This window comes from Corynebacterium tuberculostearicum (assembly GCF_016894265.1).
In the GTDB taxonomy this organism is placed as follows: Bacteria; Actinomycetota; Actinomycetes; order Mycobacteriales; family Mycobacteriaceae; genus Corynebacterium; species Corynebacterium tuberculostearicum_D.
This window is the reverse complement of record NZ_CP069791.1, coordinates 1,021,934-1,046,810: the sequence shown is the minus strand read 5'-3', so window position 1 is coordinate 1,046,810 and position 24,877 is coordinate 1,021,934. Positions and strand designations below refer to the sequence as shown.

Annotated in this window: 21 protein-coding genes and 1 tRNA gene; 4 read left to right on the top strand and 18 right to left on the bottom strand. The window is 59.8% G+C overall.

Going from position 1 to position 24,877, the window contains the following annotated elements; genetic code table 11:
• Nucleotides 1-38: 38 nt before the first annotated feature.
• On the bottom strand, nt 39-3,920 hold the full coding sequence (locus tag I6J28_RS05100) for a translation initiation factor IF-2 N-terminal domain-containing protein (RefSeq protein ID WP_204611175.1): 3,882 nt from the start codon (nt 3,918-3,920) through the stop codon (nt 39-41).
• 203 nt (nt 3,921-4,123) lie between these two features.
• Between I6J28_RS05100 and I6J28_RS05095 the strand changes: the two genes are divergently transcribed.
• Nucleotides 4,124-4,891: a hypothetical protein gene (locus I6J28_RS05095; protein ID WP_204611174.1), complete on the top strand. Its 768-nt coding sequence runs from the start codon at nt 4,124-4,126 to the stop codon at nt 4,889-4,891.
• Here I6J28_RS05095 and arsB read toward each other — a convergent pair.
• The gene (gene arsB / locus I6J28_RS05090) at nt 4,888-5,952 is read right to left on the bottom strand and encodes an ACR3 family arsenite efflux transporter (protein WP_204611173.1); all 1,065 of its coding nucleotides are present in this window, start codon (nt 5,950-5,952) and stop codon (nt 4,888-4,890) included. The two genes, I6J28_RS05095 and arsB, sit on opposite strands and share 4 nt — an antisense overlap.
• Before the next feature lie 108 nt (nt 5,953-6,060).
• Between arsB and I6J28_RS05085 the strand changes: the two genes are divergently transcribed.
• Nucleotides 6,061-6,411, top strand: coding sequence for an ArsR/SmtB family transcription factor (locus tag I6J28_RS05085; RefSeq protein WP_200435307.1), 351 nt, complete (start codon nt 6,061-6,063; stop codon nt 6,409-6,411).
• A 269-nt stretch (nt 6,412-6,680) separates the two neighbouring features.
• Here the strand turns inward: I6J28_RS05085 and ndk are convergent, their stop codons facing one another.
• From ndk to I6J28_RS05055, 6 genes are all read right to left on the bottom strand, one after another.
• Complete coding sequence (gene ndk, locus I6J28_RS05080) at nt 6,681-7,091, bottom strand: nucleoside-diphosphate kinase (protein WP_204611172.1); 411 nt, start codon at nt 7,089-7,091, stop codon at nt 6,681-6,683.
• Between the two features lie 79 nt (nt 7,092-7,170).
• Nucleotides 7,171-7,482, bottom strand: coding sequence for a hypothetical protein (locus I6J28_RS05075; protein WP_204611171.1), 312 nt, complete (start codon nt 7,480-7,482; stop codon nt 7,171-7,173).
• A gap of 47 nt (nt 7,483-7,529) precedes the next feature.
• Nucleotides 7,530-8,042 carry a DUF4233 domain-containing protein gene (locus I6J28_RS05070; RefSeq protein WP_204611170.1) on the bottom strand — a complete coding sequence of 171 codons (513 nt, stop codon included), beginning with the start codon at nt 8,040-8,042 and terminating at the stop codon, nt 7,530-7,532.
• Nucleotides 8,039-9,574 carry a bifunctional tetrahydrofolate synthase/dihydrofolate synthase gene (folC, locus tag I6J28_RS05065; protein ID WP_204611168.1) on the bottom strand — a complete coding sequence of 512 codons (1,536 nt, stop codon included), beginning with the start codon at nt 9,572-9,574 and terminating at the stop codon, nt 8,039-8,041. Before folC ends, I6J28_RS05070 begins: the two co-directional genes overlap by 4 nt.
• A complete protein-coding gene (locus I6J28_RS05060; protein WP_204611166.1) occupies nt 9,574-12,294 on the bottom strand; it encodes a valine--tRNA ligase in 2,721 nt (906 codons plus the stop codon). The genes folC and I6J28_RS05060 overlap by 1 nt, the downstream gene beginning before the upstream one ends.
• An 80-nt stretch (nt 12,295-12,374) precedes the next feature.
• The gene (locus I6J28_RS05055) at nt 12,375-13,325 is read right to left on the bottom strand and encodes a malate dehydrogenase (protein ID WP_204611164.1); all 951 of its coding nucleotides are present in this window, start codon (nt 13,323-13,325) and stop codon (nt 12,375-12,377) included.
• A 333-nt stretch (nt 13,326-13,658) separates the two neighbouring features.
• Here I6J28_RS05055 and I6J28_RS05050 point away from each other — a divergent pair, with 333 nt between their 5' ends.
• Nucleotides 13,659-14,423 carry a TetR/AcrR family transcriptional regulator gene (locus I6J28_RS05050; protein ID WP_204611162.1) on the top strand — a complete coding sequence of 255 codons (765 nt, stop codon included), beginning with the start codon at nt 13,659-13,661 and terminating at the stop codon, nt 14,421-14,423.
• Nucleotides 14,424-14,433: 10 nt separating this feature from the next.
• Here I6J28_RS05050 and clpX read toward each other — a convergent pair whose 3' ends face one another.
• A complete protein-coding gene (clpX, locus tag I6J28_RS05045; protein WP_204611160.1) occupies nt 14,434-15,729 on the bottom strand; it encodes an ATP-dependent Clp protease ATP-binding subunit ClpX in 1,296 nt (431 codons plus the stop codon).
• 227 nt (nt 15,730-15,956) lie between these two features.
• Here clpX and fabG point away from each other — a divergent pair, with 227 nt between their 5' ends.
• Nucleotides 15,957-16,724 carry a 3-oxoacyl-ACP reductase FabG gene (gene fabG / locus I6J28_RS05040; RefSeq protein ID WP_204611158.1) on the top strand — a complete coding sequence of 256 codons (768 nt, stop codon included), beginning with the start codon at nt 15,957-15,959 and terminating at the stop codon, nt 16,722-16,724.
• A 98-nt stretch (nt 16,725-16,822) separates the two neighbouring features.
• Here fabG and I6J28_RS05035 read toward each other — a convergent pair whose 3' ends face one another.
• From I6J28_RS05035 to I6J28_RS04995, 9 genes are all read right to left on the bottom strand, one after another.
• Nucleotides 16,823-17,077 (bottom strand): hypothetical protein, encoded by a 255-nt coding sequence (locus I6J28_RS05035; RefSeq protein ID WP_204611156.1) that lies wholly within the window; start codon nt 17,075-17,077, stop codon nt 16,823-16,825.
• Between the two features lie 163 nt (nt 17,078-17,240).
• Nucleotides 17,241-17,531, bottom strand: coding sequence for a hypothetical protein (locus I6J28_RS05030; protein ID WP_005324056.1), 291 nt, complete (start codon nt 17,529-17,531; stop codon nt 17,241-17,243).
• 3 nt (nt 17,532-17,534) lie between these two features.
• Nucleotides 17,535-18,833 carry an inorganic phosphate transporter gene (locus tag I6J28_RS05025; RefSeq protein WP_204611154.1) on the bottom strand — a complete coding sequence of 433 codons (1,299 nt, stop codon included), beginning with the start codon at nt 18,831-18,833 and terminating at the stop codon, nt 17,535-17,537.
• A gap of 319 nt (nt 18,834-19,152) precedes the next feature.
• A complete protein-coding gene (locus I6J28_RS05020; protein ID WP_204611152.1) occupies nt 19,153-20,655 on the bottom strand; it encodes a peptide MFS transporter in 1,503 nt (500 codons plus the stop codon).
• Between the two features lie 237 nt (nt 20,656-20,892).
• On the bottom strand, nt 20,893-21,516 hold the full coding sequence (locus I6J28_RS05015) for an ATP-dependent Clp protease proteolytic subunit (protein ID WP_005324052.1): 624 nt from the start codon (nt 21,514-21,516) through the stop codon (nt 20,893-20,895).
• Nucleotides 21,517-21,536: 20 nt separating this feature from the next.
• A complete protein-coding gene (locus I6J28_RS05010) occupies nt 21,537-22,148 on the bottom strand; it encodes an ATP-dependent Clp protease proteolytic subunit (RefSeq protein ID WP_204611150.1) in 612 nt (203 codons plus the stop codon).
• 189 nt (nt 22,149-22,337) lie between these two features.
• A complete protein-coding gene (tig, locus tag I6J28_RS05005; protein ID WP_204611148.1) occupies nt 22,338-23,693 on the bottom strand; it encodes a trigger factor in 1,356 nt (451 codons plus the stop codon).
• Nucleotides 23,694-23,783: 90 nt separating this feature from the next.
• Nucleotides 23,784-23,857, bottom strand: a tRNA-Pro gene (locus I6J28_RS05000).
• Between the two features lie 134 nt (nt 23,858-23,991).
• The gene (locus I6J28_RS04995; RefSeq protein ID WP_204611145.1) at nt 23,992-24,816 is read right to left on the bottom strand and encodes a DUF1542 domain-containing protein; all 825 of its coding nucleotides are present in this window, start codon (nt 24,814-24,816) and stop codon (nt 23,992-23,994) included.
• Nucleotides 24,817-24,877: the final 61 nt, after the last annotated feature.

Below are 24,877 nucleotides of genomic sequence, written 5' to 3'. Positions count from 1 at the left end.
AATACAAACCACGCTTTTTGTGCCCGCGTGGCGTAGCCCTAAGACGTGCTTCGCCGTGCTACGCGGCGTCGGCCGCGCCCAGACTTAGCGCGCGACATTTCCTTGTGCGCACCGCTCGCGGAAGACTGCTTCTGGGCCGGATTATCCTGCGCCTTTGGGGCCTTGGCGCTTGCCGACGTCCCCTTCTTGCGCACCGCCCTCTTCTTTCCGCGGCGCAGCACCTTGGTATCGCCCGTGGCCGCACGCTGGCCAGCACCGGAACGATCCGACGAGCCATCCTGCTGCGTCGAACGGCCCGGGGCGGTCTTCGCTACCTTCGGATTCTCTGCTACCGCCTTTTTAGGAGCGGCCTGGCGCACGGCACGGCGACGCCCACGGCCCTTGCCACCGGCGCGCCCCGCACGCGCGGTGCCAGCGGCCTTTTCATGGCGCTGCTCGGCGGACCCGCCCGCCTGCTTGTGCTCGTGCTCCTGCGCCTTTTCCTTGACCTCGTGCGGCACGCGCGAGGTGGTCCGACGCTTGGCCTGCTGGGTGCGCACCGCACGACGGCGGCCACGCCCGCGAGCCTTGCGCTCTTCGCGCGAGCTCTTCTCTCCGCGCTGGGCTTCAGCCCCGCTAGCGTTACCGCCGGTGTCGGCGGAGTCCTGATCACCGGAGACCGCGAAGTCCTGCGGCTGCGGGCGCCTATCGGAGCGCGAATTGCCGCGGGTGCGGCGCTTGCGGCGCGGGGAAGCCTCAAACTCGGCTACTGCCTCGTCATAGGTCTTTCCAGTTGCTTTCTCCGGAGCGGATTTCTTTTCCGGTGCCTTCTGCTCGCCGCCTGCAGCCGCGCGCGTGGCTTTAGACCGGCGCGTCGCCCGGCGCGGCTTCTTGCCACGCTTGGAGCCGGCCCCAGCACCAGGGTGTGCCTGAGCAACGGCGCCCGAGTCCGCGTCCGTATCCGCTTCGGGGACGTAGGAATTAAATTCCTGCACCTCATCGCTCTCGGCAGCATTATCCGCCGCGGCATACGCGATGGCCTCGATATCAGACACTTCAGTCTGAGTCTGCTTGCGAACGCGGCGGCGACCGCGTCTACGCCCGCGCTCCTTACTGCGGTCGTGGTCTCCGTTGTGCTCTTCCGATTCGGCCTGCGACTGAGCCGGACCTCGCTCGTCCACAACGACGTTTGCTACGAGGTCTTCCAACGACGTCTTGGCAGAATCCCGTGCGGCCTCATCATTCTCGGTACCGTAGACCGGTGCTTGGGTTTTCTTGAAGCGCTTGGGCTTGGAGGAGCTTTCGGGGGCGTCGTCAAGCTCGTGCTTCTGCATCGCCACCGCAGTCGGGTGCTGCTGCGGATCGTGGTGGTGCTTCTTGTGCGCCTTGGACTTGCGGCCAGAATGCTTGGAGCGCTGATCGTCCTCGGCCTCGTCCACCGGATACTGGTGAATGATAATGCCGCGACCGTTGCAGCACTCGCACTCGGTGGAGAAGGTCTCCACCAGGCCGGTGCCCAGGCGCTTGCGGGTCATCTGCACCAGACCCAGCGAGGTGACCTCGGAGACCTGGTGGCGGGTGCGATCGCGGCCCAAGGCTTCCTTCAGGCGGCGCAGCACCAGATCCTGGTTTTCTGGCAGGACCATATCGATAAAGTCCACGACGATCATGCCGCCGAGATCGCGCAGGCGCATCTGGCGCACGATTTCTTCGGCCGCCTCGAGGTTATTGCGGGTAACGGTTTCTTCCAGATTGCCGCCGGAACCGGTGAACTTGCCGGTATTGACATCGATGACGGTCATGGCCTCGGTGCGGTCGATGACCAACGTGCCGCCGGAAGGCAACCATACCTTGCGCGAGAGCGCCTTATGCAGCTGCTCATCAATGCGGTAAGCCTCGAAGGCATCCTGCCCGCCGTGGTCCTTGGCGCGGTAGCGCACCACACGGTCCGCAAGGTCCGGCGCCATGGAATCTACATAGGCGCGGACGGTATTGAAGGAACGCTTGCCATCGACGATGAGCTCGGTGAAGTCCTCGTTGAAGAGATCGCGCACCACCTTGATGAGCATATTGGGCTCTTCATACATGGTCACCGGCTTAGCGCCCTTGGAGGACTTTTCCTTCTTAGCGTGTGCCACGATGTCCTCCCACCGGCTGTGCAGGCGGTTGACGTCGGTGGCGATTGCCTCTTCTGGGACGTTTTCGGCGGCGGTGCGGATAATCGCGCCGCCATCGCCTGGAACCACGCGGCCGAGGATATCCTTTAAGCGCTTGCGCTCCGGAGCGGGCAGCTTGCGGGAAATGCCGGCGCTGCGCCCACCTGGTACGTAGACCAGGTAGCGACCAGCAAGGGAAATCTGAGTGGTAAGCCGCGCGCCCTTGTGACCGATGGGATCCTTGGCCACCTGCACCAGCACCTGGTCACCAGACTTCAGGGCGTTTTCTACCTTGCGGGCGCGCCCGTGCAGCTTGGTCTTGCGCCAGTCGATTTCACCAGCGTAGAGCACGCCGTTTCGGCCCTGTCCGATATCCACGAAGGCCGCCTCCATGGACGGCAGCACGTTTTGGACGCGGCCCAAGTAGATATTGCCAATGAGCGAGGCCTGGGACTCGGTGGTCACGAAGTGCTCGACCAACAAGTCATCTTCTAACACGCCCACCTGGGTGATGATGCCGGCTCCGTCCTCGCGCTCCTTATCGCGCACCACCATGGTGCGCTCCACGGCTTCGCGGCGGGCAAGGAACTCCGCTTGGGAGACGATGTGCTGGCGGGTGCGGCCCTTTTCGCGCAGCTCGGCACGACGGCGCTTTTGAGCCTCGATGCGCGTGGAGCCACGGATGGCCTTCGGCTCTTCAATGTGCTCGGGCTCGCCTGCCTGCTCTTCGCGCTTTGCACCGGCGCCGCGTCCACGGGATGCGCCACGGCGCCCACGGCGGCGGCCCTCAGACTTTCCGGAACCGCGGTCGGAGCCGGAGCCGGAGTGCTCGCGGCTATCTTCGGCGGAATCGGCAGCGCCCTCATCGTCGTCGCGTGCGGAGTCGTCTGCAGAGAAGTCCTCCTCCGCTGCATCTACAGCCGGTGCGAATGCCCCTGCCTCGTCCTGCTGCGGGGCCATGAAGATAGGCGCAAAGTCATAGTGGTCGGAGTCTTCCTCGGACTCGGCGCGCGGGACGATGTGCGGGGCGTAGTAGTCATCCTCGAAATCTTCACCGGCTTCAGCCAACACCTCGTGCAGCTTCGCTGCATCAACCGTTCCGGTATCAAGCGCGCTAGCCGGTGCTTCGTCCGCCTCATCCGTGGCTTCTGCCGCTTCGGGTTCCGCCGCTTCCGCGTCCTCAGGCCCCTCGGCCGCTGCGCCAGTTTCGGCTGCGGCCTGGGCAAGCGATGCCTCTACCTTGTCTTCGATCTGGGAAATCTCATTGTCCACGTTCTTGCGCACGCGGTGGCGCAGGTGTTCTTCATCTTCCGCGGACTGCTCCCCCTCCCCTGGCTCGGCGGCATCGGCCGGCTCTTCGGGTTCCACGGCAGCGGACTTACGGGTGGCCTTGCGGGCGCGCTTGGTGCGCTTCTTAGCCGGCTTCTTTTCCTTATCCTCGTCCGCGTTCTCTTCCGATTGTGCGGCGGCCTCGCCCTTGGCCTCTTCAGCCGGTGCTTGAGTGGAAGCTTCGGGGGAGGTTGCGGGGGCGTCGGCAACCGCGGCGGCGTTCGCTACGGTATCCAGCACCTGGCCTGCTTCCTCGCGGGAAAGGGAGCTTTGCGCGCTCTTTTTCAGGCCCATGTCTTTGAGCTGTGCCACCAGCTCGCGCGAGGAAAGCCCCAGCTGCTTGGCCAGGGAATACACGCGGGTCTTGTCCTTTAGTTGGCTACGGTCCAGGTTCTGGGCCAAAGACGCCGCTGCCTTGAGGCTTTCAGTTGTTTCTTGAGAGTTCTGTGCCACCATGTTCGGGCTTACTCCTGTACATCGTCTGTATTTGGCGCGGCCTCGGGCGCAGGCACGGCCGAAGACCGTACCGCCGCCGCACGAGGCATAGTGCGCGCTAAAAAAGTTTGTGGGATATGAAGTTATGCCGCGTCTCGTACGCGCTATCCCCCATTGTGTCACAGAACCGCGGGCAAGCTGGCAGGCGGTGTTATGTTGGCGGGGTGGCAGAACTAACACGAATCCCCGCCCGCGAACTGGCGCAGCATCGGCAGCGCAATGAAGTCCCGGTGCGCTCGGCGCTCTACTTTGGCGTGCCGACCGGCTTTGCCATTGGCTTCGCCAACACAGGCGTGGATTATATGTTGATGGGAGCCGGTGTTTTTGCCGTCTTTGCGGTGCTGGGGTTGGTGCACCTCATCCGCAATTACCCGCGCGGCATCAACGCTGCGCAAGAGGAGTTCCGCGATGGCGACTATCCCACGATTGCCTATATCGCGCCGTTTATCCCGATCGCTGCGCCGTTGGTCATGGCTCCACTGAGCGCGGCCGACCTTCTTCCAGAGATTGAGCTGGCACCGCCCGTTGCCGGGATGCTGTCCGGGGCATGGTGGGCCTTTGGCTTGCCGCTGGGTATATGGGGCATGTTTTCCCAGTCCTTCCGCATCGGCCGGCGCCGCATTAAGAAGATCCTGCAAAAGGACCCGCTCGACGGGGTTACGGAGGCTCGCTTGCAGCTTTCCGACGCCCACTCGGACATCCTCACCGCCCTCGTCGCCGCCGGCGCGGTGCAGGGAAACACGATTAATTCCACTGCCCTCTCGAGGTTCATGCGGGTAGACCTCGACCCTCTATGCGAGCACCTCGATGCTTTGGCAAAGGCGGACCTGGTGAAGCTGAGCCGAATGGGCCTGCGCACCGCGCCCGCAAAGTGGACCATCACCATCACGCCGACTGGGGTGCGCTGTTTGTATCAAGTGGGCCGGCGTTAATTTGGCAAGCTTTTGTCTCCAGGGAAAAGCTTCGGCCCTATCCAGAGCATCACATACACAAGTCCCACGAGCACCGGAATCTCAATAAGCGGCCCGATGGTACCGGCGAGAGCCTGTGCCGACGCCGCCCCAAAAGTGCCAATGGAAACCGCGATGGCTAGTTCGAAATTATTACCAGCTGCGGTAAACGCAACGGAAGCGGATTGCGCGTAGTTCATTTCCACGAGCTTTGCCACACCCAAAGCTAGGAAAAACATTCCAACAAAGTAGATGACCAACGGAATCGCAACCTTGATCACCGCCGTGGGCTGCGCTACCAACTGTTCTCCCTGCAGGGAGAATAGCAACACAATGGTATAGAGCAAGCCGATCATCGCCAAGGGAGAAACAGCCGGAAGGAAGCGGTTTTCAAACCATTCGCGGCCTTTGACTTTCTCACCCCAGACCCGTGAGAGCACACCAAGCAGCAGGGGGACTCCCAAAAATACGAGAACCGCGGTGACGATAGACCAGAAAGAGAAATCAGCAGAGGTGGTATCTAGCCCCAACCACCCTGGCAAAATCTGCAAATAGAACCATCCCAGCACACCGAACATGGCTACCTGGAATACAGAGTTTATGGCGACAAGAACGGCGGTGGCCTCCCGATCGGCGCAGGAGAGATCGGACCATACTAGGACCATTGCGATACAACGGGCTAGCCCAACGATAATCAGGCCGGTTCGCAGCTCTGGCTGATCGGCAAGAAATATCCACGCCAGGGTGAACATCAATGCAGGCCCCACCAGCCAATTCAACACAATCGATACCACCATCAACCGGCCATCGGCAGCAATATCTCGGGTCTTTTCATAGCGGACTTTAGCCAAGGGCGGATACATCATAACTAGCAGGCCCAGCGCGATTGGAAGAGAAATGCCGCCAACCTCTAGAGCAGACAGTGCTTCTCCAATGCCTGGCAGGAAGTGTCCGATCAATAGCCCCACAGCCATGGCCATGATGATCCAAACGGGAAGGAATCTATCGAGAAATGACAACTTTGGGCGTTGCGTAACGGCCATGGCTCTCCTTGTGCGACGAGGAATTCAACTTTCGAGCAGTACTTTAATCACCCATATTGATACTCGTCAATATAACGGAGTGGGAGGAAGGCTCCTTATACTGTATGCATGGACTCCTCCCCTAGCAATGCCGATAACACCCCGGATGCACAGTGCTGCTCCCTGAGCAGTGGCCCGCTCAGCCAGGGCGACTCCCTCCGCTTTTCCCAGCAATTTAAAGTACTTGCTGACCCAGCCCGCCTGCGCCTGCTATCCATATTGTGCGACGAGGGCTGCGGCCCGATGAGTGTTACGGAGTTGACCGCGCTTTCCGGCCTTAGCCAACCGACGGTATCTCATCACCTCGGCAAGTTGAGGGAATCCGGTCTTTTAATCAAGCAACAATCGGGCCGTACCGTTACCCATCGAGTGCAAAAGGAAGCCTTCCGCACACTGCGCCAGTTACTCTCCTTCGATTAGGAGAACTCCAGTCCTAGTCTGCGAAGTGAATGACCTCGCGTGCAATACCCTCAGCAATGATCTGCCGCGTTAAGCACCTTCAACCTCCGGAACAAAACCCTGCTCAATTTCTGCCTCTTTACGTATTTGCGGCTTTGCCGCTTCAATACTTATTCAGGGTAGGGCTGGATACTCGGTATGCGGCTCTCCGCTTGGGCTTATGGGTCAAGCAATAAATAAAGCCCGAGCCTACAGGCTCGGGCTGAACGATGCGCTAAGTGCGCAGACGTTTAAAGGTTCGGGAACCAGATAGCGATCTCGCGCTCTGCAGACTCAGGGGAGTCGGAGCCGTGCACGATGTTCTCGCCAACGGTCAGAGCGAAGTCGCCGCGGATGCTGCCCGGGGTAGCCTTGGAAACTGGGTCGGTGCCACCGGCCAGCTGGCGCCAAGCCTCGATGGCGCGCTCGCCCTCGACAACACCAGCGATAAGCGGTGCGGAGGTGATGAACTCGACGAGGTCACCAAAGAATGGCTTATCCTTGTGCTCCTCGTAGTGCTTCTCCGCGGTCTCGCGGTCAGCAACGCGCAGATCGAGTTCGGCCAGCTTCAGGCCCTTGCGCTCGATGCGGGAGATGATTTCGCCTACGTGGCCGTTCTTTACGCCGTCCGGCTTGATGAGAATCAGTGTACGTTCAGTCATGCCCCACACTGTACCGAAACCGCACGCATGCGTCGCGCGCTGGGGTATTCCTTTGGGGTAAAAGTATGGGGGCCCAGGGCTATGCGAGTTGTTTAACTATCTCTTCGGCACGCTCCTGCGAGGTGCCCCGAAACCACAGGCGCACTTGGCCTACTGCGGCGCCAAACTGGCCATTGGCCAGCAGGCGTTGCAGCTCAGCGCGCTGTTCCTTGTCCAAATCCTCGAAGGTGGCTTCTTTGGCCGGTTCGAAGTTGCTCCGCAGGGCCAAAACCAGAAAAACGCCGCCAATGATGAGGGCAACTAGCGGTAGCCACGGCGTTCCCGTAGCGGCGCGGGCTACCACCGCGGCGATGCAAGCGAGTGCGGCAAGGACGAGATAGAGAGTGCGCATGGGCGCTAGTCTATCGCGTCTGCCCCACCCGCCGGAGGTATCGAGACTTATTTCTCGTTGAGGTGCTGCGTGGTGAGGTATCCGCGCTTCATGCGGGCGATGAGGTTGCTGCGCAGGTAGACGGCCAGCAGCCACTCCATGCCAAAGATGATGAAGATGGCGGCCACGGCCCAGTGGACCATAAAGCCCACAATGACGCACAACAGCTGTGCCCACACAATGACGGACAGCGCCCACTTCTTATTCATGAATGCGATCATCACGAGGTGGAATACCACTGCGGCGATGACAAAGCCGTAGTTAAAGGGGGTCCACAAGGTGCCGTCATAGAGCTTGTACAGCATCGGCAGTGCGAAGGATAAGGCGAGCGCCTCCATGGTCAGGGAGCTGGCAATGACCATCCCGTTGAAGCTTTTGAGCGGGTCCTTGACTGGGGCTTGGCCCATGCCGAGGGGGCCGATCTCGCTTTCCGGGATCTGTTCTTCGCGGCCACGGCCCCGGGTGCGGCGGGGCGGGCGAGGCTGGTGCTCTCCGCGCGGGTGGTGAGTATCGCGGCTCATGCAGGTTCCTTTCCAAACATCGCGCGGGCATCACCAGCGGTGACGACCGAGCCGGTGATGATGATGCCGGAGCCGGACTGGACCTCGGCCTCCTCGGCAAGCTCCACGGCCTGGGCATAGGCGCCCGGCAGGTTATCGGCTACGTACAATCGCTCCTCGCCAAAGATATCGCGGGCGGTCTCTGCCAAGTCGTAGGCATCGAGCGCGCGCGGCGAGGAGTTTTGGGTGATGACTACCTCGGTGAGGTAAGGCTCGAGTGCGGTGAGGATGCCGGTGGCGTCCTTATCCGCGAAAATCGAGAGCACACCGATGAGGCGGGCGAAGTCGAAATCGCGGTCCAGCGCAGCACCGAGGGCCTTGGCGCCGTGGGGGTTATGGGCGGCGTCAATAAACGTCGTTGGTGAGGTACGCACGCGCTCCAGGCGGCCGGGTGAAATCGCTTGGGCAAAACCATTGCGCACGGTCGCAACATCCAGCGGGTGGCCGGCCGAGGCGCCGAAGAACGCCTCCACCGCAGCAAGAGCCACGGCGGAATTCTTGGCTTGGTGCTCGCCGTGCAGGGGCAGGAAAATATCCTCGTACAGGCCGCCAAGGCCCTGGATGTTGACCTGCTGACCACCGACGGCGATGCGGGACTCGAGGGCAGCAAATTCGGAGCCGGAGCGGGCGACGCCCGCCTCCACGTCCACGGCCTGCTGCAGGATAACCCGCATTGCCTCAGGGTCCTGTTCCGCGATAACCACGATGTTTTCATTGGGCGTCAGCGGATCATCGGCATCCTCGCGCGGCTTGATAATGCCGGCCTTTTCACCGGCGATCTCTGCGAGGGTATCGCCCAGGTAATCCGTGTGGTCCAGGCCCACCGGGGTAATGACGGAGACATCCGCATTGACCACGTTGGTGGCATCCCACCGGCCGCCGAGGCCGACTTCGACGACGGCGACGTCCACGGGAGCGTCGGCAAACGCGGCATAGGACAAGCCGACAAGGACCTCGAACTTGGACATGGGAACGTCCGACTGGGCATCGACCATCTCCACAAAAGGCTTGATCTCGTGCCAGATGCGCACATAATCGCGCGGGTGGATAGGCTGGCCATCGATGCCGATGCGCTCCGTGACGCGCTGCAGGTGCGGGCTGGTGACAAGGCCGACGCGGCGGTGGAAGGCGCGCAGGAGCGAATCCACCATGCGTGCGGTAGAGGACTTGCCGTTGGTGCCGGCAATGTGGATGACATCGAAAGAACGCTCAGGGTGGCCAAGCAGATCCATGAGCATCTCGATGCGGTCGAGGGAAGGCTCAATCTTGGTTTCCGGCCAGCGCTCATTGAGCTCTTCTTCTACCTCCGCTAGGGCGCGCAGCTCTTCGGCCGACACCTCTTGCGGTGCGGCCTCGTTGTACTCGTCCTCGCTGCCCATGCCCAAGTTGAGCGTCAGGCCGGACTCGGTGATTTCCACCGGGCCACCGTCGGTGCCTTCTTTGAGGGCATCGACGATTTCGAAGTCCTCAGTCTCCTTGTCCTTGTCCGCCACTACTTCAGGCCCTCCAAACGGCTGGTGATGCGCTCGACCTCTTCGCGGGCGACCTGCTGGCGCTCCTTGATCTTATTGACCACTTCTTCCGGCGCCTTGGACAAGAAGTTCTCGTTGCCCAGCTTCTTGCCGGTCTGCTCCAGTTCCTTATTGGCCTTGGCCAGGTCCTTCTCCAGGCGCTTGCGCTCGGCTTCTACATCCACCGCGCCGTGGGTATCCAGGGTGACCTCCACGGTGGCCTGGGAAAGGCGCACCTCGATGGAGGCGGAAGGATCGAAATCCTCGCCTGGGGCGGTGGTATTGGCCAGGTTGCGCACCAGTTCCTCTTGGCCGGCGAGATCCGCTGCGGCGAAGTCGAGGCGGCCCGGCACCTTCTGGGAAGGCTTTACGCCCTGGTCGGAGCGGAAGCGGCGCAGCTCGGTGATGAGCTTATCGGCGTCCTCGATGCGGCGGGCGGCTACCTCATCCTTGGTAGCGCCACCATTGGTATCGGCAACGGTAGGCCACGGCGCAACGACGATGGACTCGCCGCCGGTCAGCGCCTTCCACAGCACCTCGGTAACGAATGGCATGGTCGGGTGCAGCAGGCGCAGGACGACGTCGAGCACGCGGCCCAACACGATCTGGGTATTGCGGCCCTGCTCGCTTACACCATCGCGCGGGATCTGGGTCTTGGCAATCTCCAGGTACCAGTCACACAGCTCGTCCCAGGTGAAGTGGTAGAGCAGCTCGTTGGCCTTAGCAAACTGGTAGTCATCCAGGTAGGCATCCACCTTGGCGCGGACTTCTTCGGCGCGGTCGAGGATCCACCGGTCGGCGTCGCTAAGCTCCGTGCGGTTCGGCAGCGTGGCCACTCCAGCGCCGTTCATGAGCGCGAACTTGGTGGCGTTAAAGAGCTTGGTGGCAAAGTTGCGGGCAGCCGCGGCGGCGTCGGAGCCAAGCGGCAGGTCCACGCCGGGGTTGGCGCCGCGGGCAAGGGTAAAGCGCAGCGCATCCGCACCGTAATCGCGCACCCAATCCATCGGGTCAATGCCGTTGCCCAAGGACTTGGACATCTTGCGGCCCTGCTCATCGCGGACCAGGCCGTGCAGGTACAGATCCTTGAACGGAACCTGCGGGCGGCCATCGGTGCCCTCACCCAAAAGCTCCGGGGTGTGGCTGCCGGCAAAGGTGCCAAACATCATCATGCGGGCCACCCAGAAGAACAAAATGTCGTAGGCGGTGACCAGCACGTTGGTGGGATAGAACTTCTCCAGATCTGGGGTCTTTTCTGGCCAGCCCAGGGTGGAAAATGGCCACAGCGCGGAGGAGAACCAGGTATCCAGCACGTCCGGATCCTGCTCGTATCCTGCCGGTGGCTCCTCGTCTGGGCCGACACAGACGATGTCTCGCTGGCCGTCCTCGCCTTCTGGCCCGTACCAGATAGGAATGCGGTGGCCCCACCACAACTGGCGGGAGATGCACCAATCGTGCATGTCATCGACCCACTCGAAGTAGCGCGGCTCGAGCGACTGCGGGTGCAAGGTGGTATCGCCCTCGCGCACGGCGTCGCCAGAGGCCTTGGCCATCTTGGCCACGTCCACGAACCACTGCAGGGACAGGCGCGGCTCGATGGGCTCGCCGGAGCGCTCCGAGTGGCCCACGGAGTGGACGTATGGGCGGATTTCCTTAACAATGCGGCCCTGCTCGCGCAGCGCTTCCCGGATCTCCACGCGTGCTTCCTCGCGGGTCAGGCCGTCGAAGCGGGTACCGGTATTGGCAATGTGGCCGGTGGTATCGATGACCGTGGGCATATCCAAGTCATGGCGGGTGCCCATCGCGTAGTCATTCGGGTCGTGCGCCGGGGTGATCTTCACCGCGCCGGTACCGAATTCCATGTCCACGTAATCATCGGCGATGATCTTGAGCGTCAGGTCATCGCGGAACGGGTGCGACAGCTCCTTGCCCACCAAGTCGGCATAGCGCTCATCGTCGGGGTGGACGGCAATGGCGACGTCACCCAGCATGGTCTCCACACGGGTGGTGGCCACGATGAGGTGCGGTTCATCGTCATTGAGCGAGCCATAGCGGATGGACACCAGCTCGCCCTCGACGTCCTTGTACACCACCTCGATATCGGAGACGGCGGTCTCAAGCACCGGCGACCAGTTCACCAGGCGGTTGGCCTGGTAGATCATGCCCTCATCGTAGAGGTTCTTAAAGATGGTCTGGACGGCGCGGGAGAGGCCATCATCCAAGGTGAACCGCTCGCGGGACCAGTCCACGGAGTCACCGATGGCGCGCATCTGGTTCTGGATGGTGCCGCCGTACTGCTCCTTCCACTCCCAGACCTTGCCAATGAATTCTTCGCGCTCATAGTCCCAGCGCTTTTTGCCCTCGGTCTCCTTGAGCTTGGCCTCGACCTTGGTCTGGGTGGCAATGCCGGCGTGATCGGCACCGGGCAGCCACAGGGTGGCGTAGCCCTGCATGCGCTTGCGGCGGATAATGGAATCAATCAGCGTGTGGTCCAGGGCGTGGCCCATGTGCAGCTGGCCGGTCACATTTGGCGGCGGCAGCACGATGGAATAAGGCTCGGCCTCCGAATTCGCATCCGGGGTGAAGTAGCCCTTTTCTACCCAGCCCTCATAGAGGTCCTTCTCTACGGCCTGCGGCTCCCACGACTTGGGCAGCGCATCGGCGCGGTTGGTACCAACTAATTGCTCATTATTTTGCTCAGTCACCTGGCCGATTCTACCTTGCACGTCAACCGGCTCAGCCAGGCAGGGTGCGCACCGAGTATGAGGTGCGCACCAAGCGGGTTTTAGAGCAGGTCCGCCACGGCCTTGCGCTCCTCGCGCAGCTCGGCCACAGAGGCCTCGATGCGCTCTTTTTGGAACTCGCTAAGCTCCAGTCCCTGCACGATCTCCCACTGGCCGTTGCGGCTGACCGTGGGGAATCCGCAAATAAGGCCCTTGTCGACGCCGTAGGATCCGTCCGATGGCACCGCCGCGGTGCGCCAGTCCTCGGTGCCATGAATCCAGTCATGCATGTGGTCCACGGCTGCCGACGCCGCCGAAGCGGCCGAGGAGCTGCCGCGTACCTCAATAATCTCCGCACCGCGCTTGGCCACCTTGGGGACCATTTCCTCGCGGTACCAGTCCTGGTCCACCTCAGCGTTGGAGTAGGTGATATCCGGGAACTGGCTGGCGGAGTGGTTGCCCCAGACCGCCACTTTGGTGAAATCGGTGGTGGACTTGCCCGTCTTTAGCGCGAGCTGGCTCAGGGTGCGGTTGTGGTCCAGGCGCATGAGGGCAGTGAACTGGGAATCATCCAAATCGGGAGCATTATTCGCCGCGATGAGGGCATTGGTATTAGCCGGGTTGCCCACCACGAGCACACGGACATCGCGCGCGGCGTAGTCATTGATGGCCTTGCCTTGCTTGGTGAAGATGGCGCCATTAGCCTCCAGCAGGTCGGCGCGCTCCATTCCCTTACTGCGCGGGCGAGCGCCGACAAGGAAGGCGGCCGAGGTGTTTTCAAAGGCTTCCTTAAGACCATCAGTAACCGTAATGGAGTTAACCAACGGCAGGGCGGAGTCGTTGAGCTCCATGGCTACGCCTTGGGCCTTATCCACCGCAGCGGGAATTTCCAGCAATGCTAGGTCTACCGGGGTGTCTTTTCCGTACACATCGCCGGCAGCGATGCGCCACAGCAGCGAATACGCGATGTTGCCGGCGGCGCCGGTGACAGTGATCTTGACGGGCTGAGTCATGATGTAAAAGCCTCCTCAATCAGGGCTGCGACAATGTAATTCATCCCCGAGCTTAGCCCCACCGCCAGCCTCCGCGCTGTGAATCTGGCCCCCTCTTTTGGAGGGAAAATCTAGGGCACTTGCGTTAAATTACCCCCATTCACCTCCAAATTAGCGCCCCCAATGGGCCAGATACTCCCGCACGGGGTGATTAATCGGGCATGATAGGAAAAGGAAATGCGGGACACTCCCCCACGCTGCACACCCAGAATGCAGAGGGATTGCCAACTCCCGCACTATTAGACATCAGTTCACCGCGCCACCGCCGCGCCGCAAGGATTAAGGACTTACGCAATGAGCACTGAGAATACTGACCCACTGCAGGCTGCAGACCAGGCGGATTCTCCTCACGCTGCCCACGCGGAATCCGTCAGCATTGACTCCGTGGTGGACGTTGCGATCAAGCAGTTCTCCCGTTTTGGCTTTACAGAAACCAAGCTAGAGACCATCGCCCAAGAATCCGGCATGTCCAAGCGCATGATTCACTACCACTTTGGTGATAAGAAGGGCTTGTACCTGCGTGCGCTGAGCACCGCCGCGCAGCGCCTTAATCCACCTGAGGATGCCCTGGAAATCGATACCGCAGTTCCGGTCGAAGGCGTGCGCAAGTTGGTGGATTGGCTCTTCCGCGAGCGCGTAGCCAACCCGGAGGCCATTCGCATGCTGGTATGGGAAACTAACCAGCAGATTGTGGACCCGGCACAGCAGGCTATTGCCGACGTCGCCGGGGTGGCCCTCCACCTTGACCGCTTGCTGCTCTTGGGCCAAGACGCCGGCGCCTTCCGCCCGGGCATTTCCGCCAATGACATCTTCACCTTGATTTCCTCGTTGACGGTCTACCGCGTGACCAATCAGGTGATGGTGGAAAACATGCTGGGCGTGAACTTCAATACCCAAGAAAATATCGACGGCATGCATAGGCTCACCGTCGATGCTGTACTGGCGTTTTTGACCGCCAATATTCCGGACTCAGGCCACGAGTCCTACCTCACCTCGTCCTCGTTCGATACCAAGGAAGGCGACGAGGCCTCCCCGCAGGATATCTACAACGAGGAGTAATAGCGCCGGCTTAAGCGGATTCCTTTGCCTCATCCTTATAGCTAAACTGCGGCTCCGCTCCCTCGGTCACGCACTCCGACGTGATGTGTACCGTGGCAATATCCTCGCGGTCTGGCAGGTCGTACATGACTGGGACCAAAAGCTCTTCCATGATGGCGCGCAGGCCACGCGCACCCGTCTTGCGCTCCAAGGCGAGCTCCGCGATGGCATCCAATGCCGCTGGCTCGATGTCCAATTCGCAGTCATCCATCTCAAAGAGGCGGCTGTACTGCTTAACCAGGGAGTTCTTGGGCTCGGTGAGCACCTTGACCAAAGATTCACGGTCCAGGTTATCCACCGTGGCCACGACCGGCAGGCGGCCGATGAACTCTGGAATAAGACCGAACTTCACTAGGTCCTCAGGCCGTACCTGGGAGAAGAGATCGACCTTTTCGCGCTCGTCCTTGGTATCCAGGTTGGCTCCAAAACCCACGCCCTTCTTGCCCACGCGATCCGCAATGACCTGATCCAGGCCCGCGAATGCGCCGGCCACGATGAACAAAATATTGGAGGTATCCAGCTGGATAAACTCCTGATTCGGGTGCTTGCGGCCGCCTTGCGGCGGGATGGCCGCCACGGTGCCTTCCAGGATCTTCAGCAGCGCCTGCTGCACGCCCTCACCGGAGACGTCGCGGGTAATGGACGGGTTCTCCGACTTACGGGAAATCTTGTCCACCTCATCGACGTAGATGATGCCGCGCTGGGCACGCTCCACGTCAAAGTCCGCGGCCTGCAGCAGCTTCAGGAGGATATTTTCCACGTCTTCGCCTACGTAGCCGGCCTCGGTGAGGCTGGTGGCATCGGCAATGGCAAAGGGGACATCGAGAAGCCGGGCCAAGGTCTGCGCCAGGTAGGTCTTACCGGAACCGGTGGGGCCCAGCATCAAGATATTGGACTTAGAGATCTCCACCTCATCGCCCTCGGCCTTCTTGCGGCGGGCCTCCAACGCGGCCGACTCTTCGGCCTTGATGCGCTTGTAGTGGTTATAGACCGCCACAGACAGCACACGCTTGGCCTTGTCTTGGCCAATGACATATTTGTCTAGGAAGGCGGAAATCTGCGAGGGTCGAGGCAGGCGCACCTCTGCATCAGAGGATTCTTGCGCCTGCTCTTGGCCCAGTTCCTCTTCGATGATCTCATTGCATAGCTCGATGCACTCGTCGCAGATGTAGACACCGCCGCCGGCGATGAGCTTTTTCACCTGCTTCTGACTCTTGCCACAAAAGGAACACTTGAGCAGGTCAGCGCTTTCTTGCATACGTGCCATTAAGTTCTTTCACACTCGCTTTTCGTACCGCTATCCACAGTTGGAAGGATGATTCTACCCTTCCGAGCGGCTTAATCTTCATCTGTTTCTACCTTAGTAAATCAACCCGACAGGCCCTTCATTCATTCCCTCCCGCGTGGCGAATTTCCCAGGCCTTTCCTGCTCTTGCGGCCTAAACTAGAAGGTGAAATCACCCTCATCCCACCCCTTTTAGGAACAGGAGCATCATGTTCGATCTCACAGGCCGGGTAGCCGTTGTCACCGGCGGCGCCTCCGGCATTGGCCGCGGCATTGTCGCCGCGCTGCGAGAGGCCGGCGCCACCGTTGTCATCGCCGATATCGACTTAGACCACGCCACCGCGACCGCTGAGGAGTTGGGTGCCAGCGCTATTCACGTGGACGTCACCGACCGCGCTTCGGTTAAGGACATGTACCGCCAGGTCGCTGCCGAGTACGGCGGCTTCGACATTGTGTGCTCCAATGCCGGCGTCTTTCCAAACTGCCCGCTGGCAGAGATGACCGATGAGCAGTGGGAAGCGATGTTTGCCATCAACACCCACGGCACCTTCAAGGTGGTCCAGGAGGCGCTCCCCTACCTCAAGCAACGCCGCTATGGACGCATCGTTATTACAACGTCTATCACCGGCTCGCACACGGGCTTTCCCGGTTGGGCCCACTACGGCGCTTCCAAAGCCGCGCAACAAGGCTTTATGCGTTCGGCCGCGCTGGAGGTTGCCCGCGATGGCATCACCATCAACGGCGTCCTCCCAGGCAATATCCTCACCGAGGGCCTCGAGGCCCGGGGCCAGGAGTACCTCGATCAAATGACGCGGTCGGTACCGCTGCACCGCCTGGGCACCCCGCGCGATATTGGCACTGCAGCAGCCTTCCTAGCTTCGGAAGAGGCAGGCTACATCACCGGCCAAACACTAATCATCGATGGCGGCCAGCTTCTGCCCGAGACCCCTGAGGCCATCCTGCCGCCACGCGATTAGCCGCGCTTGCCGACGCCCCGTGTACCCCACGCAGCACAAAGCCCCCTGCTACACAATGTGTGGCAAGGGACCTCGTGGGGATTTCATTCAGTTGCTGCTTACTGCAGCCAGTCGAAGTCGAGCAGGAAAAGTTCTGCATCGAGCATCTCGTGTTCATCCGGAGCATGACCCGTGACGGTTTCTAGCGCCTCTGCAACGTCCTTAGTTGTAGCAGGGGTCTTATCAGCGTCAAGCAGGGATTCTGCCACCAAAGCGCGAACCGGGGCACCCGATACAGTGTCCAGGCCGGTACCAGTGGTGGAGCCCTTGAACGCATCAGCGATGCCGTCCATCAAAGTACGCATCTTGTTCATTTCTCACACCTCCATGTGGCTTTCTCTCTGATTGATAGAGAAGAATATACGCGGCACACTTCCACTAAGCAACCCCTAGGTCGCTTAAAGTTAACCTTTTGTTAACTTTGGAAAAGTGTGCCGCACATCACACGGAAGGTTTGCCCTCGGGCAAGAGGATTTTCTATAGGTCACCGAACGGCGTAAAGCCGAAGTAGTGGTCCAGCGTATCGCGAGCAATCCACATGATGGCCACGAGAATGACTACGGCCAACACCGCATAGACGGTCCAGCCCAGCACCTTCATCTGCGTGCTTGCCGGAGTATCGCCCACGACAACGCCGTTGTCGTCTCGAATTGGGTCACCGGTCATGCACCGCATGCCCAGAGAGAACAGGAGCGGAATGCCAGCGCCGAAGACCAGCGCCAAGCCTGCAACGTGAATGAGGGACTGGAAGATTTCTGCAGCAGTCATGGTTTAGCGCTCCTCTTGAGCAGTAGACGGCGCGGAGACATCCTCCGCCTTGGTTGCGGATACTGGTGCGGCGTCGGCAGCAACTGGCTCCTTGCGGTCAGAGCCCGCACCCATGGAGGAATCCACCGACTCGGAGTTTGGATCCCAGTCGTTGTTGACATTGGAAGCATCCACCGGGTTCATGCGGGAGCGAACCACGATGAGTGCGACCATTGCCAGCAGCAAGACGAAGTCCACGATGGCGCCGGTTGCTACGTTGGTAAAGGAGGAGACGCCGTGTGCCAACCACCAGGTAGCAAAGCCGACGAACGCGGCGCACGGCAGGGTAATAAGCCACGCGGACACCATGCGCATGGCCACACCCCAGCGAACCTCGGCGCCGCGGCGCCCCAGGCCGGTACCCAGGATGGAACCGGTGGACACGTGGGTGGTGGACAGCGCCATACCACCGGTAGCAGAGGTCAAGATGATCGCTGCAGAAGTAGCTTCAGCAGCCATACCCTGCGGGGACTCAATCTCCACCAGACCCTTGCCCAGGGTACGGATAACGCGCCAGCCGCCGGACAGAGTGCCGGCCGCGATGGCCACAGCACAAGAAACGATAACCCAGGTTGGAATGCGGGCGTCGGCAACCGCATGCCCAGAGGCAACTAGCGCCAGGAAGATAACGCCCATGGTCTTCTGCGCATCGCCGGCGCCGTGCGCCAGGGACACGAGGCAGGCGGTGACGATCTGACCGTGGCGGAAGTGCTCGTTCTTCGCCTTATTCGGGATGGTGTTGGTTACCCAGTAGATAAGGAACGTGGCACACGCCGAAACCAGCGCCGCGATAATAGGCGAGGCAACGGCCGGGATAATAATCTTGCCGGCAATGGAGGACCACTCCACGCCAGTCGAGCCCATCGCAGCGAAGGCGGCACCGATGAGGCCACCGAACAAGGCGTGGGAGGAACTGGACGGCATACCCAGCAACCAGGTGAACAGGTTCCAGATGATGCCGCCGATAAGGCCGGTGAAGACGACCATCAAAAGCGCCTGGCCATCGGTGTCAGCGGCGGCGCCAGACAGGTCGTAGGAATCAAGGTTAACAATGCCCTTTGCCACGGTCGCAGCAACGTTGACCGAAAGGAAAGCACCGACAAGGTTGAGGACTGCGGAGATTGCCACCGCAGTAAAAGGCTTCAAAGCACCGGTGGCAATGGAAGTAGCCATCGCGTTGGCAGTGTCATGAAATCCGTTCGTAAAGTCAAAGGCAAGGGCGGTTACCACCACAATGCCGAGGATAATCAGAGTCGCTGTCACAGCGTTGGCCCCTTGGAAAGAAAACAGATGAACACGGTACGCATCTACGGCGCCTTCACGCGTCGCGGACGAAATGCAGATTACTCCTGCGCCTATCCACAGACAATTGATTTTCTTTAATGTTTTCTTTGGTTAACCTTTAGTTAACCTACTGGGGCGTGTAATCAGCTCTCTCACTTTTCCTAATGAGAGGTTATCCGCAGCTAATGCGTTTATATTCCCCCGCCTCCCCCCACTTAACCTGAGTGATAAAAACCACTAAGGGAGGTATGCCAACATCAAGCCAACATACCTCCCATTTAAGGGTGTTTTACCGAACCTAGCGGAAGGTGGAGAACTTCTTTACCACCCAACGGCTTAGGACAAGCAGGATCGCACCCAGCACGATGGATACAACACCAAGAGAGATAAAGAAGGTATTCTCCGCGCCTGCATCATCCGGGTTATAGAAGCTAGCCAAGGAGCCGGCCAGTGAGGTACCCATGGCCACCGCCATCATCCATACCGCCATCATGCGGGACGGGAATGCCACCGGCGCCACCTTGGTGGCAAGCGCGTTGCCTACCGGCGAGAGGAGAAGCTCCGCCATAGTGAACAGGAACAGAATGAGGATGATGACATACATCGGCGTGGAGTTCGCCGCCGCACCTGAGTACGGCAGGAAGAAGAACAAGGAAATGCCGATGACGATATTGGCTACACCGAACTTTACTGGGGTGGACCACTGCCTATTCCCTAGCTTCGTCCACATCGTTGCGAAGATAGCGGAGAAAATAACAATAAAGATCGGGTTAATGGACTGAACCAGTGATGGCGGAATTTCCCAACCAAACATGTGGCGATCCAAGCGCACATCCGCATAAATCGTCATTACGGTGAACTGCTGCTGGAAGATACCGAAGAACAAAACACCGGAAATAAACATCGGAATAAAGCCCAACAGACGGTTCTTTTCCTCGCGGGTCACCAACTTCGAGGTATACATCTGCGCCCATAGATAGATTGCTGCAACCAGAGCAACCGCGGTGACGATATTGGACAGCCAATCAACCTGAATAGCGCCGGTAGCCAATGCCACCACCATAATCACAATGATGGCTGCGACTACAACCCCGCCCATGAGCAGTTGCTTCGAGCTAGCCGGGTTTGGAACCTCATGCCCTGCATCCTTGATGGTGGTCTTGCGCATCAGGGAATACTGAATCAGGCCGAGCGCCATACCAATTGCCGCGATACCGAAGCCCCAGTGGAAGCCCTTCCAACCCCACAACGCAGTAGTAATCAGCGGCCCGAAGAGGCCACCGATATTGACGCCCATATAGAAGATGGAGAAACCACCATCGCGGCGCGGGTCATCGCGGGAGTACATGGAGCCAAGCACAACCTGCGCGGTGGTCTTAACGCCACCAGAACCAATCGCAATGAGGACAAGGCCAATGGCCAAACCAGTCACCGCGGGGATAAACGCCAGCGCGAGGTGGCCGGCCATAACCAGAACGGCCGAATAGAACAGAGTGCGCTCTGCACCCAAGACACGGTCAGCAACGAGGGAAGCCAACAAGCAGGCCATGTACACCAAGCCGCCATAGGCACCCACGATGGATGTCGCGTCCGCACGGTCCAGGCCAAGACCGCCATCGGTAGTGGCGTAATACATGTACAGCAAGACAAGTGCCTGCATGCCGTAGAAGCTGAAGCGCTCCCACATTTCCACGCCAAAGAGGTTGGCCAAACCCCAAGGGTGACCAAAGAATGTACGCTCGCCGCTCTGCGGCGTGGGCGCAGCAGCCTGGGCCGCCGCCTCAGATGTGTGTTTCTCCATGAAAACATCTGACCACTTGGAGGCCTAAATCACAACTCGGCCATTATAAGTTTAGTGTCGCACGATAGAAATAAACCTAACGACCTGCAGATATTGCGCAGAGAGCATTACCCCATTCGGGTGCAGCAAGAATTAGCAGGACACTCCCCCTTCCCTGCCCCACAATGCTGAAAGCCCCTGCCCCACAACCGAAATTCGGCTGTGCGGCAGGGGCTACCTGGAAGAAGTTATTCCAAATTAAGCGTTGAGCTTGCGGTAATCAAAGACCGTATCGATGATGCCGTATTCAACGGCTTCCTGAGCGGTCAGGATCTTATCGCGGTCCGTATCAATGCGAATCTGCTCAGCGGTACGACCAGTGTGCTCAGACAAGGTGGTTTCCATCAGCTTGCGCATGCGCTCAATCTCGGCGGCCTGGATCTCCAGGTCAGAAACCTGACCCTGAGTGCCCTGAGTTGCCGGCTGGTGAATAAGCACACGGGAGTTTGGCAGCGCAGCACGCTTACCCGGTGCACCCGCAGCCAAGAGCACAGCGGCGGCGGAAGCAGCCTGACCCAGGCACACGGTCTGCACGTCGGGACGCACGTAGCGCATGGTGTCATAGATAGCCATCAGCGCGGTGAAGGAACCACCAGGCGAGTTGATGTACATGGTGATATCGCGGTCCGGATCCTGGCTTTCCAGGACCAGCAGCTGGGCCATGATGTCATTAGCGGAAGTGTCATCCACCTGGGTCCCCAGGAAGATAATGCGCTCTTCAAAAAGCTTGGAGTACGGGTTGGTTTCCTTAGTGCCCTGTGCGGACTGCTCAATGAAGGACGGCAGAACGTAGCGGGAACTTGGCATCTGGGACTGATTCATAGTGATTTTCTCCTTATTCCCTAGTTGCTCAGCGGGCCGTTGACGGACTCAATGACGTGGTCAACAATGCCGTAGTCCTTGGCCTGCTGTGCGGTCATCCAACGGTCACGGTCGGAGTCCTTGGTGATCTGCTCAAAGGTCTGGCCGGTGTGCTCAGCAATGAGCTCGGCCATCTCGCGCTTGGTCTGAGCAAATTGCTCAGCCTGGATGGCGATATCCGCAGCGGTACCGCCAACACCGGCGGAAGGCTGGTGCATCATGATGCGTGCGTGCGGCAGCGCGTAGCGCTTGCCCTTAGTGCCGCCAGAAAGCAGGAACTGGCCCATGGAAGCAGCCAGGCCCATACCGTAGGTGGCGATATCGCACGGCGAGTACTTCATGGTGTCATAGATGGCCATGCCGGCCGTGACGGAGCCACCCGGGGAGTTGATGTAAAGCGAGATATCGCGCGTGGGATCCTCTGCGGACAGCAGCAAGATCTGTGCGCACAGCTTATTGGCAATCTCGTCGTCTACCTGGGTGCCCAAAAAGATAATGCGCTCATGCAAGAGGCGCTCATAAACGCTATCTCCCAAGCTCAGGCCGGAACCCGAGGGGTTGTTCATCTGAAGCTGGTCAGGTTTCTTAGACATTCGAAAAGTCTCCTTGAGGACGGTTAATCTCTAATGCCACCACACTACTTAATGTGACGGCCCTTGTGGGCACTGTTCGCTATCAGCGTTTGGCCCACATTCGTGGTCATTTCTTTCCCGCCACGCATGGCAAAAGCCCAGTCCATTAACCACTGTGTGGCCATCGGGCTGGGCTTTTAAAGGGAAGGATTACTCCGCGTCAGTTGCGTCGTTTTCTTCCTCTTCGATTTCACCGAAGTACTGGTCAACGTCCACGTCGTTGCCCTCTTCATCCTTGACGGTGGTGCGGCAGATAGCGGCAGCCAGTGCCTTGCCACGGCGCACGTCAGAGAAGAGGTTAGCGATCTGGCCGTTGGACTGCAGCTGCTGGATGAACTGGTTCGGGTCCATGCCGTAGGACTGAGCAGTGAACAGGATGTGGTCGGTCAGCTCCTGCTGGGAAACTTCCGGCTCTTCCTTCTCTGCTACAGCGTCGAGGAACAGCTGGGTGCGGACGGACTCTTCTGCCTGCTCGCGAGTCTGCTTATCAAACTCCTCGCGAGAGGTGCCCTGCGCCTCAAGCAGCTGAGCCAGTGCCTTCTCGTCGTGAGCCAGCTGGCCCAGGATCTGGTGCAGCTGGGAGTGAGCCTGCTCGTCAACTACGGACTGCGGCAGCTCGAATTCAACCTCGGACAGTGCGGACTTCAGAACCTCATCGCGGATCTGTGCAGCCTGCTCAGCCTTCTTGGTCTCCTCCACCTGGGTCTTGGTGGATTCACGCAGCTCGTCCATCGTGTCGAACTCAGAAGCCATCTGAGCGAACTCATCGTCCATAGCCGGCAGCTTGCGCTCCTTGGACTGCTGGACGTGGACCTTGATGGTGGCCTCTTCATCCTTGTGCTCACCGGACTGGATGGTGGAGGTGAACTCGTTATCCTCACCGGTCTTCATGCCGCGCAGGGCGGTATCCAGACCCTTGATGAGGTCATCGTCACCGATGCGGTAGGAAAGACCCTCGGTGGAAGCGTCTTCGATCTTCTCGCCATCAATCTCTGCGGTAATGTCGATGATGGCGTAGTCGCCGGTCTTCATCTTGCGCTTGGTGTCCTTGAGCTCACCGAAGCGCTCTGCCAGTTCCTCCAGAGCCTTGTCGACGTCCTCTTCGTCAGCCTTCAGGGCTGGGACGGTAACGGAGATCTTGGAGAAGTCCGGGATCTCGAACTCAGGGCGGATATCAACCTCGGCGGTGAACTCCACGAAGTCCTTGTCCTCGATCTTGGAAATGTCAACGTCCGGCTGGCCGATGACCTTCAGATCGTTTTCCTTGACTGCCTGCTCGTAGCGGGAAGGCAGCATGTCGTTGACAACCTGCTCCAGGATGGGGCCGCGGCCGAAGCGTGCGTCAATAAGCTGGCGCGGTGCCTTGCCCTTACGGAAACCTGGAATAGAAACCTGCTGCGCGATTGCCGCGTAAGCTTGATCGATTTCCTGGTCCAGCTCCGCAAACGGAACGTTGACGGTGAGCTTAACGCGGGTATCGCTCAGCTTGTCTACGGTGGTCTTCACGAGTGAATCTCCCTGGCTTCATTGTTTTACGTACATAAACTTAAAGGGGGTCCGGAAATCCTTATTAGGGCATTTCCAGACCCCCATACGTCGGGGCGACAGGATTTGAACCTGCGACCCCCTGCTCCCAAAGCAGGTGCGCTACCAAACTGCGCCACGCCCCGTATGTAGGCCACCAAGTTGCCTTGGCTGCGTTGCATACCTGAGACAGTGTACCGTGTCCGTTTTAAATCTCCTAAACGGACCCCCACTTAATGGAATCAACGCAGCACAGAGGCCACTTTTGACAGTCTAGCGGCTAGAAATCGAAATCAAACATTCCGTCAAAGAATCCGCCGCCATCGCCATCGCCAAGGCCATCAAACAGGCCGCCGCCGTCATCGCCGCCGCCCATGTCACCGGCGTCGCCAGCATCGCCAGCGTCACCGCCCATGTCGCCGGCATCGCCCATGCCATCACCGCCACCCCAGTCGCCGCTTTCAGCAGCGGCCGCGGAATAGCCAATGCCAGACATACCGGAGAACAGGGCATTAAACATCATGGAGTAGCCAACCATCCACACGCCGGTCTGCAATGCATCAGCCCACCACGGACGCGAGTACCACCCTGCCGGAACTGGGCGCCCTGCGACGGTTCCGCCTGGGTAGTAGTTCGGGGTATCCGCGGAAGCATACGGCGAGGCAGTAATCTGCTGGCCATTCGCTTCCACCGTGCGCTTTTCCGTCACCTTGCCGGCGGCGCGCTGCCCCTCGAGCGGCGGCAGCTCGGGACCCGGATTCATGCCCATGATCTCGCGCGCGGCATTCACATAATGCATGCCTTCCAAAGCGGACTCACGCGCTAGGTTCGCCTGCTTTGCGGTGGTGGCGCGCGAAATCGCCGAGTTAGCTGCCGTGAAACGCTCGGACGCATCGGCCATTGCCTGCTGGGAGGCAGAATCTGTGCCAGAAATCTGCATTACCTGTCCGCCTAGGCGTTCAATCCACCGGCGAGCGTCAGCTTGTGCATCGGCCAATTGCTGTGCTTCTCGTTCCTCGCGGCGCTTTTGGGAGTTGTGCGAAGACATAAACCACGCGCCTCCGCCGACTGCCAGCACAAGGAGCAAAATTCCCACTACGATCATCGCTTTCTATTGGTAGGGCCATTCCTCTTATAACAACGGCTCAAGCGCCACCCTAGTTCCC